Source organism: Nocardia sp. NPDC004573 (genome assembly GCF_053602135.1).
The window spans coordinates 1-9232 of record NZ_JBSGDA010000048.1 but is presented as its reverse complement, the minus strand read 5'-3'; the positions used below and the strand labels follow the sequence as shown (position 1 = coordinate 9232).

2 protein-coding genes are annotated in these 9232 nt (G+C 69.8%); both read right to left on the bottom strand.

Going from position 1 to position 9232, the window contains the following annotated elements; all coding sequences use genetic code 11:
- On the bottom strand, window positions 1-4941 hold a 4941-nt coding region (locus tag ACWEKR_RS35165; RefSeq protein WP_452358181.1), incomplete at its 3' end, for an amino acid adenylation domain-containing protein.
- 280 nt (window positions 4942-5221) lie between these two features.
- Window positions 5222-9232 (bottom strand): non-ribosomal peptide synthetase (locus ACWEKR_RS35160; protein WP_452358180.1); only part of this gene is annotated, 4011 nt, incomplete at its 5' end.

The window sequence follows — 9232 nt, the reverse complement described above, 5'->3', positions numbered from 1 at the left end:
CACCCGCGCACCGACCGCCGCGCCGAGACGTGCCACGACCTGTGTGGCGACCAACGAGTTACCGCCGAGCGCGAAGAAATCGTCATCCGCGCCGATCCTGCCGACGCCGAGCACCGCACCGAACACCTCGGCGACGATCTCCTCGACCGCCGTCGCGGGCGCACGGAATCGCCGCGCCGAGAAGGTCGGCTCGGGCAGTGCCTTGCGATCGAGCTTGCCGCTGGGATTCAACGGGAACGCGTCCAGCGCCATGATGGCAGCCGGAACCATGTAGGTGGGCAACGTTTCCGCGATCGCCGCCAGCAAGTCGCCCTGCTCGATGGAGTACCCGGGCGCGGGAACCGCGTAGGCGACCAATTGGTCGCCCAGCGACGACGGCGTGACCACCGCCACGGCCTGGCTCACCGAAGGCTGCGCCAGCAGCGCCGTCTCGATCTCCCCCAGCTCGATCCGCTGACCGCGGAACTTCACCTGGAAATCGGTCCGGCCCAGATAGTCGAGCCGGTGCGGTAGTTCGTCGGTGGGGGCGCGCCAGACCACCAGATCACCGGTGCGATACATCCGCTCGCCGTCGCCGAACGGATTGGCGACGAACCGGTCGGCGGTCAGGTCGGGACGCCGCATATAGCCGCGGGCCAGCTGATCACCCGCGAGATACAGTTCGCCCGGAACACCGGTCGGCACCGGTTGCAGACGCGCGTCCAGCACGTAGACCTGTGTGTTCCACTGCGGTACGCCGATCGGCACGGTGCGCTCGTCCACCGCGGTCGCGGGCCAGTAGGTCACCGAGACGGCCGCCTCGGTGGGGCCGTACAGGTTGTGCACGGCGGCGTCGGTCACCGCGCGCACCGCGGCGACGGTCTCCGGCGGCAGCGCCTCGCCGATCACGAAAATGTCGCGCAAGGTCGGGCACGAGCGGGGCGTGGTGTGCGCGGCGAAGACCGTCAACATGGACGGCACGAAGTCCGTCACCGTCACGCCCTGCGCGGCAATGGTCTCCGCCACGTACACCGGGTCACGGTGTCCGTCTTGGTGGGCGATCACCAGCTTCGCGCCCACGCGCAGCGGCAGGAAGTAGCCCCACAGCGAGACGTCGAACGTCGTCGCCGTCTTCTGCAAGTACACGTCGTCGGCGTCGAGCGGATACGCCGCGAGCATCCAGCTGATCTGATTCTGAATCGCGAAGTGCGAGATCGCCACGCCCTTGGGGCGTCCGGTGGACCCGGAGGTGAAGATCACGTACGCGGGATGGTGTGGCAGCACCGGACGCAGCAGTTCCTCCGCGCGCACCGGCGAATCATCGAACCGGTTCGGATCCAGCGCGTCCAGCAGCAGCACCGCGGTGTCTTCCGGCACGTCGACCGCGTCGGCGGAGGTCGTCAGCACGCAGACCGGACGCGCCGTCTCGAGGATGTGCGCGATGCGGTCGGCCGGATGATCCGGATCCAACGGCACATACGCCCCACCCGCCGCCACGATCGCATACATCCCCACCACGAGATCCAACGACCGACGAACCGCCAACCCCACCAACGACTCCGCACCCACACCCTGCGAAATCAACAACCGCGCCAAACGATTCACCCGCGCATCGAACGCACGGAACGTCAACTCCGCACCCTCGTACACCACGGCGACCTCGTCGGCGTACGCCTCCGCGGCACGGCGATACCCGTCCAGCAGCAACTCGGCGGGCACCGGATACCGGGTGGCGTTCCACTCGAGCAGGATGCGTTCGCGCTCGGCGGGAGCGAGCAGATCCATCGCGCCGATCGGCCGATCCGGCTCGGCGGCGGCGACGGCGAGCAGGCGATCCAGCCGCCAGGCGAACTCGGCGATCGTCCGTTCGTCGTACAGGTCGGTGGCGTAGGTGAACATCGCCGTGAAGCCCGAGGCCTCGCCCCCGGCCTCGGGCACCACGGTCAATTGCAGATCGAATTTCGCCACCGCGCCGTCGAAGTCCAGCACGCGGGCGGACAGTCCGGGCAGGTCGATCTCCGGCCTGTTCAGGTTCTGGTAGAACAACGCCACCTGGAACAGCGGGTGATGTGCCTGCGACCGCACCGGGTCGAGCACCTCGACCAACCGCTCGAAGGGGAACTCGGCATGCGAGAACGCGCCCAGATCGGTTTCCCTGGTCTGAGCCAGCAGCGTACGGAACGACGCGCCGAGGTCGATCCGGGTGCGTAGCACCAGCGTGTTGACGAACATGCCGATCAGCGCGTCGAGTTCGCGCTCGCCCCGGCCCGCCACCGGCGTGCCGATGGTGATGTCGTCGGTGCCGGTGAGCCGGGCGAGCAGCACCGCCAGCGCGCTGTGCACCACCATGAACTCCGAGGCGCCCGCGCTGTGCGCCAGCTCGGCGAGACCTCGATGCACCGAGGCGTCCACCGCGAACGTGTACTCCGCGCCCCGGCCGGAGGCGACGGGCGGGCGCGGGCGGTCCGAGGGTAGGTCGATCCGGTCGGGAATGCCTGCCAAGGCGCGCCGCCAGTAGGCGATCTGGGCCGCGGCCACCGACTCCGGGTCGTTCTCGTCGCCGAGCATCGCGCGCTGCCACAGCGTGTAGTCCGCGTACTGCACCGGCAGCGGTTCCCAGGAGGGGCGCGCCCCGTTGCGCCGGGACAGGAACGCGCTGAGCAGATCCCGCAGGAACGGCGCGACCGAGGCGCCGTCGGCCGCGATGTGATGCACCACCACCGCCACCACGTGGTCGGCCGGGCCGATCTCGGCCAGCGCCATCCGCAGCGGCACTTCCGCCGCGACATCGAAACCGGTCAGCGCGAGGCCGCGCAGCCACGCGGGCAGCTCGTGTTCGGCGACTGGTTGCGGCGTCAGGTCGGGGACGGCCTGCGCGGCAGGCAACACCACCTGATACCCCGTACCATCCACCGCCGGATACACCGTCCGCAACGTCTCATGACGCCCGACCACATCCGCGACCGCCGCCCGCAACGCCGCCACATCCAACACACCCGACAACCGCACCGCGAACGGAATATTGTTCCCCGCCGAACCGGTATCGAACTGATTCAAAAACCACATCCGCCGCTGCGCCAACGACAACGGCACCCGCTCCGGACGCTCCACGGCCACCAGTGCGTGCCGGTCGCCGGCGCCCTTCAGCGGCTCCAGCCGCGCGGCCAGCGCTGCGACGGTGGGGCTCTCGAAGATCAGCCGCGCGGGCACCCGCGCCGCGATGGCCGCGCCCAGCCGGGCCGCGACCTGCGTCGCGATCAGCGAATTGCCGCCCAGCTCGAAGAAATCGTCGTCCGCTCCGACCGGCGCACCGGGGCCGAGCAGCTCGGCGAACACCTCGCTGACCAGCTCTTCCAGCGGACCGACCGGCGCACGGAACACCTTGGTCTGTAGTCGCGGCGTGGGCAGCGCCGCGCGATCCAGTTTGCCCACCGGGGACAGCGGGATCTCCTCCAGCACCATGACGACGGTCGGTACCATGTGCGCGGGCAGAATGCGCTCGGCGAAAGCGGCGAGTTCGGCCGCGTCGGCGATCATCCCGGGCGCGGCGTGCACATAGGAGACGAGGATGGTGACGCCGCTGTCCAGGTCGTGCCCGACGGTGACCGCGAAGTCCACGCTCTCGTGCGCGGCCAGCACCGCGTCGATCTCACCCAGCTCGATCCGGAAGCCCCGGATCTTCACCTGGAAATCGTTGCGACCCAGATACTCCAACTCACCGTTGGGCGTCCAACGCACCAGGTCACCCGTGCGATACAGCCGGGAACCGTGGGTGTCGAACGGGTTCGCCACGAAGCGGGACGCGGTCAGCCCACGCCGTTCGTGGTAGCCGCGGGCCAGTTGGGCACCGGTGATGTACAGCTCACCGGCCACCCCGCTCGGGACCGGGACCAATCGTTCGTCCAGCACGTACTCGGTGACGGCCCGGATGGGCGCCCCGATCGTCACCGGTTCGCCGGGCACCAGCGGCGCGCTGATGTTCGTCATGATCGTGGTCTCGGTCGGGCCGTACCCGTTGAAGAACTCGCGGGTCCGCCCACCCGACACCGGAAGCACCCAGCGCCGCACCAGCTCCGGTGGGCATGCCTCGCCGCCGGCCACCACCACGCGCAGCTCGTCCAGCCCCGCCGGATCCACCGACGCGAGCGCGGCGGGCGTCCCGAACGCGTGGGTGACGGCCTCCCGGCGCAGCAGGGACGCGAAATCCTCACCGCCGAACACCGTGGGGGACGCGACGACCATGGTGGCCGCGCCGCCGAGCGCGAGCAGCAACTCCAGCACCGAGGCGTCGAACGACGGCGACGCGAAATGCAGCGTCCGCGACGCACTCGTCACCCGATACCGGTCCCGCTGCTCGGCACAGAAACTCGCCAGCCCCGCTTGGGTGACGACCACGCCCTTCGGCTTGCCCGTGGAGCCGGAGGTGTAGATGACATACGCGGGATGCTCCGCGCGCAGCGGGCGCACGCGGTCGGTGTAGGTCACGGGGTCGGCGGCGAACTCCTCCAGCCGCCGCGCGCAGTCGGCGGTGTCGATGGACAGCCACTCGACCCGGGGCGACAAATCGGCGCGGATCTCCTCGACGGTGAGCCCGAAGACCGCGCCGGAGTCGACGACCATGTGCTCGACGCGGTCGGCCGGATAATTCGGATCCACCGGCACGAACCCCGCACCGGTCTTCGCCACCGCCCACACCGCAACCACGGACTCCACCGACCGCGGAATACCCACCGCGACCAGATCCTCCGGACCGACCCCCCGATCGATGAGCAGCCGCGCCAACCGCGTGGACCGTTCGTCCAGCTCGGCGTAGCTCAGTGTGACCCGCGTGCTGGTCGCGTCGGCGAAGATCACGGCCGCACCGCTGGGGTTGGCCTCCACAGCGGTGGCCATCAGCTGCGGCAGGGTGGTGACGCGGGGGCGGCGGGTCCGGGTCGGCCGCACCCGGGCCGGGCGGGTCATCGGCGCACCGCTTCCGCAGTCTCGTCACACCGCTGCCCGACCGCCCGAACCATCGTGCTGCCTCACCCTGTCTATCGTCGCCACACGCACGTCACCATGCTGCCCGCGCTGTGATCATCGAACGCGCGCATGCCGATCGTTACCTAACCGCCGGCGCACGCCGAGCGCGACCTGCCACGACCCGTGAGTTTCCGGGGCACGAGCGGACGCGTATGACGAGTGCCGCGGACGATTATTCCCTGCCGACGCCCGATCCGGGTCGCGACGTCGGCAGGGAGGCTCACCGGCGGGCGTCGAGCAGCGTGGCCAGCTGCGGGCCGATCACAGCCAGCGCCTCCGGCGTGGCCATCCGCGCGTGCGTGACCTCGACCGGCCGGTCGACGACCATGCCCTGGACGTACGGCCACCAGTCCGCCGCGGCCGCGCGCAATTCGTCGGCTGGGTCGGCGACGGCCGCGCTGAAGTACTGCACGGTGCCGTGGAAGACGCCGGGCCGGTGCTCGGCGATCAGCTCCGCCGAGCGGACCGCGCTGCGATAGATCCGGCGCAGCCGCTCCGGCGTCACCGCGACCAGATCCGGCGGGATCATGGCGTGCAGCGCCGCCAACGACTCGTCGTCGAGGTCGTAGACATCGTCGTCCGCGGCGGCCGTCGTACCGAGACCGAGTTCGGCCAAGGCGCCGCGCACAGCGGCGCGGAAGCCGACGACATCCGGATTCGGATGGCTGTCCATCATGGCCAGCAATTCCACCTGCTCGCCCGCATCCTGCAGTTCGGTGGCGATGGTATGGGCGAGGACACCGCCCAGCGACCAGCCGAGCAACCGGTAGGGACCCTGCGGTTGCACCGCCCTGATCTCCGACAGGTAGCGCGCGGCCAGCTCCGCCAGCGAATCGGGCAGCTCACCGTCCTCCGACAGCGCGGGCGATTGCAGACCGAAGATCGGCTGGTCGGCGGGCATGAACTGGGCCAGTCCCGCATACGACCAGGCCAGGCCGTACATCGGATGCAGGCAGAACAGCGGGGCCGCCGATCCGCTCGCCCGGATCGGGAGCAGCACGTCCAGCGCCGCGGTGGCGTCGGCGTCGCCCGCGTCGATGCGGGCGGCCAACCCGGCAACCGTGGCGTCGGTGAAGAACCACTGCACCCGCACCGTCGCTCCGGTCGCGTCCCGCAGCCGCCCGGCCACCTGGGCCGCGAGCAGCGAGTTACCGCCGAGGGCGAAGAAGTCGTCGTCCAGCCCGACGCGTTCGGCGCCGAGCAGTTCGGCGAATACGTCGGCCACCGCCTGCTCGGTGACCGTCTGCGGCGCGCGGTAGGCGACCGTGCTGGTGACCTCCGGCGCGGGTAGCGCGCGGCGGTCGAGTTTTCCGTTCGGGGTCAGCGGCAACGCGTCGAGGACCACCACGGCGTCGGGCACCATGTACCCGGTCAGGAACTCGGCGACCGCGGCCCGGACCGCCGCCGGATCGACGCCCACCCCCGTGTCGGGCACGACGTAGCCGATCAGGCGCTCACCCGGCTGTTCGTCGGCGCGCACCAGCGCGACCGCCTGTCCGACACCGTCGCAGCGCAGCAGCGCGGCTTCGATCTCGCCGAGTTCGATGCGGAACCCGCGCAATTGCACCTGCTGGTCACCGCGCCCGGCGTACTCGAGCGCGGCGTCGTCGGCACCGGCACGCCACCGGCCGATATCGCCACTGCGGTACATCCGCGATCCCGGTGCGCCGAACGGATTCGCGACGAACCGCGCCGCGGTCAATCCGGGCCTGCCCAGATAACCGCGCGAGAGTTGCGCCCCGACGACGTGGATCTCACCGGGCACCCCCACCGGAGCCGGATGCAGACGCCGATCCAGCACGTACGCGTCCAGACCGGGGATCGCCCGGCCGATCACACTGGCCGGATCGTCGGCGCTGTGCTCAGCCAACGGCAGGAACGACACATGCACCGTGGTCTCGGTGATGCCGTACATGTTCACCAACCGCGTCCGGTCACCGTGGCGGTCGTACCAGCGGCCCAGCTTGCGCAGATCCAGCGCCTCACCGCCGAACACCACATATCGCAGCGCGAGCTCATCCGCGCCGGCCGCTCGATCCGCTTCCACCAGTTGATAGAACGCCGACGGAGTCTGGTTGAGCACCGTCACCCGCTCCCGGATCAACAGTTCGCGGAACTGCTCCGGCGACCGCGAGGTCACATAGTCGACAACGACCACGCTGCCGCCGTGCGCCAGCGCGCACCACAGCTCCCACACCGAGAAGTCGAACGCGTAGGAGTGGAACAACGTCCACACATCGGTCTCGCCGAACCCGAACCAAGGCTGGGTGTTGGCGAACAACTCGACCACATTGCGATGCGCGACCCCGACGCCCTTGGGCACACCGGTGGAGCCGGAGGTGTAGATGACATACGCGAGGTTGTCCGGGCGCAACCGTCCCAGCCGCTGCGCGTCCCCGACCGGTGCGTCCGAATACGATTCGGCCTCGGTCAACAGCACCACCGGCAAGTCACCGGCAGGCACCGCGTGGCGCTCCTGCGCCGTGGTCAGCACACACACCGGAGCGGCGTCCTCGAGCATGAATTCCAGCCGCTGCGCCGGATAGGTGGTGTCGATCGGCAGATACGCCGCGCCCGCGATCAATACACCCAACAGCGCGACCGGCAGTTCTTCGGTGCGTGGCATCGCGACCGCGACCACCGATTCCGGGCCCGCACCCTGGGCGATCAACGCCCGCGCCACCCGATTCGCGCGGCGTTGCAGCTCACCGAAGGTCAAGCTGGTGTCGCCGAAACGAATCGCGACCGCGTCCGGACGCGACCACGCCTGCTCGGCGATCACATCCGGCAGGGTCGCGCCGGGCACCCAGGCGCCCGGCGCGTTCCACGCGCTCAGGACCTGATCCCGCTCGCCGCTCGCGAGCACATCGATGTCGCCGACCACGGCGGTGGCATCGGCCGCGACCGTCGCCAGGACCCGGCGGAACCGATCCGCGAAACTCCGCACGGTCGATTCGTCGAACAGGTCGGTCGCATAGCCGATCACCACCGAAAGGCCCGCTGCGCCTGGCTGTTCGGCCAAGGTGATCTGCAGGTCGAACTTGGCGGCCGAGACCTGTGGATCGATGCCGGACACCGTGAGTCCGGGCAGCTCGAGCGTCGCCTGCGTCAAGTTCTGCAGCACCAGCATCACCTGGAACAACGGGTGCCGTGCGGCCGAGCGGACCGGATCGAGCAATTCGACCAGGCGCTCGAAGGGCAGGTCGGCGTGACCGAACGCCGCGACGTCGGTCCGGCGGACCTCGGCGAGCAGCGCGTCGAAGGAGTCACCGGGATTCACTTCGGCGCGCAACACCAGGGTGTTGACGAACATGCCGATCAGGTCGTCGAGCTCGGCCTCGCCGCGACCGGCCACCGGGGTGCCGATGGCGATGTCCGAGGTGCCCGACAGCCGGGCCAGCAACACCGCGAGTGCGGCGTGCACCACCATGAACAGCGTCGAATGGTGCTGCTGGGCCAGCCGTTCCAGCGCGGTGTGCAACTCGGCGTCGATGTCGAAGGCGACGGTGGCTCCGCGATAGGACGCCTGGGCGGGCCGCGGCCGGTCGGCCGGGAGCGGCAATTCGTCCGGCAGGGCGGCGAGCGCGCCGCGCCAGTACTCGGCCTGCTGGGAGATGAGGCTGTCCGGGTCGGTCTCGGAACCGAGCACCTCCCGCTGCCACAGGCTGTAGTCGGCGTACTGGACCGGCAGCGGGGCCATGGCCGGGGCCTCGCCCCTGCTGCGCGCCTCGTAGGCCAGCATCAGATCCCGGGTGAGCGGTCCCAGCGACCAGCCGTCGGAACTGATGTGGTGGGCGACGAAAGCGAGCACGTGCTCGGTGACTTCGTCCGCCTGCGCGACCTCGAATAGTTGCACCCGGAACGGGACTTCGGTGGTCACCTCGAAGCCGGCGGTGACGACCGCGGTCACCGCCGCGATCAGCTCGTCCGCGTCGACCCGGATGGGTACGAGGCTGATCGGCACCTCGGCCGCCGGAAGTATCTGCTGTACCGGGCCGTCGGAGGTCTGCGGGTAGATCGTGCGCAGGATCTCGTGCCGCGCGACCAGATCCGCGACGGCCTGCCGCAACGCGGTCACGTCCAACTCACCGGACAAGCGGATCGCGGCCGGGATGTTGTAGACCGACGACGCCGGATCGAACTGGTTGAGGAACCACATGCGCTGCTGCGCCAGCGACAACGGAATGTGCTCCGGACGCGGCCCCGCCACCAGCTCGCGACGGCCGCCTGC